Annotated in this window: 1 protein-coding gene and 1 pseudogene; one reads left to right on the top strand and one right to left on the bottom strand. The window is 63.4% G+C overall.

Annotation, left to right across the window (positions count from 1 at the left end):
• Positions 1 to 92: 92 nt before the first annotated feature.
• Positions 93 to 290 (top strand): annotated as a pseudogene (locus tag B8W69_RS31745) (hypothetical protein); the annotation flags it as partial.
• A gap of 149 nt (positions 291 to 439) precedes the next feature.
• On the opposite strand, the gene B8W69_RS29500 reads toward B8W69_RS31745, so the two are convergent.
• A partial coding sequence (locus B8W69_RS29500) for a glycoside hydrolase domain-containing protein (protein WP_133058062.1) occupies positions 440 to 878 on the bottom strand: 439 nt, incomplete at its 5' end.

The raw sequence follows: 878 nt of genomic DNA, 5'->3' as shown, positions 1-878 counted from the left end.
TCGCTGGCTGCGCGCGCAGGCGGTGCCCCAGTTGCTGACGCCGGCCACGCGCATGGCCTTCGATTCCGACTATGAGCCACAATCACCGCCGAGAACGACCAGGCGCTGGCACGCCCGCGGTCACCTGAAATAATGGTTGGGCAGGTCCGCTGGGCTTCCCAACCAGCGATGTAAACCCCGTCGGCGATCTGCTCGTGTCGACCTTCGAGCACGGCAAGGTCGAGTACAACCCAAAGACCGACCAGGTCGAGGTGACGGTAAACGGCAACCGCGTACCGCGGAGGCCGTAGCCCGAAACTGGCTTTCATGGGCACGAAACATGTTGCACCACAACATTTTTGATGTCAGTGCCAACCGACTTATTCCACGATCGCTCTCGCTGCGCACGCTGCGATGAGCATGACCGGCGCGTTGGTATTGCCGGAAGTGGCAGCAACACCTATCGCACATCGCCGCTTGCACGACCCGCGTGGAGGTTCCACTGGCCGCAATCGGGGGCCAGGACGTCGTTGACGTCCACTTCGAGTCCGCCGACCTTCGGCCCGGGATTGGACGCGGTGCTCACGACGCGCTGATAGAGAACAGCGGCGGGGTGAACCTGACTGCCGGACCAGGCTTTAGTTTGCCAGACCCACCGGCGGCCGGGTGTGCTCGAAGACCCGACAACGCCATCGGCCGCGGCCCACTGGCACACCCGGACGCCTCCGTAGACGCCAGTGCGCGCAACCCCGAGAACCGAATTGATTCCGCGAAACCACGGCAGCGCAGTGTCATTCCAAGTGTCGCGATTGATGTCCTCGTCGATGGTGAAGAAAATCGGCGCACTCTGGCCGCCGCCAGCCGCGGTGTGTAAATGCCACGCAGTGCGCGCATCTGCG

It is taken from the genome of Mycolicibacterium vulneris, from assembly GCF_002104765.1.
Lineage (GTDB): Bacteria > Actinomycetota > Actinomycetes > Mycobacteriales > Mycobacteriaceae > Mycobacterium > Mycobacterium vulneris.
This window is presented reverse-complemented; position numbering and strand designations above follow the sequence as displayed.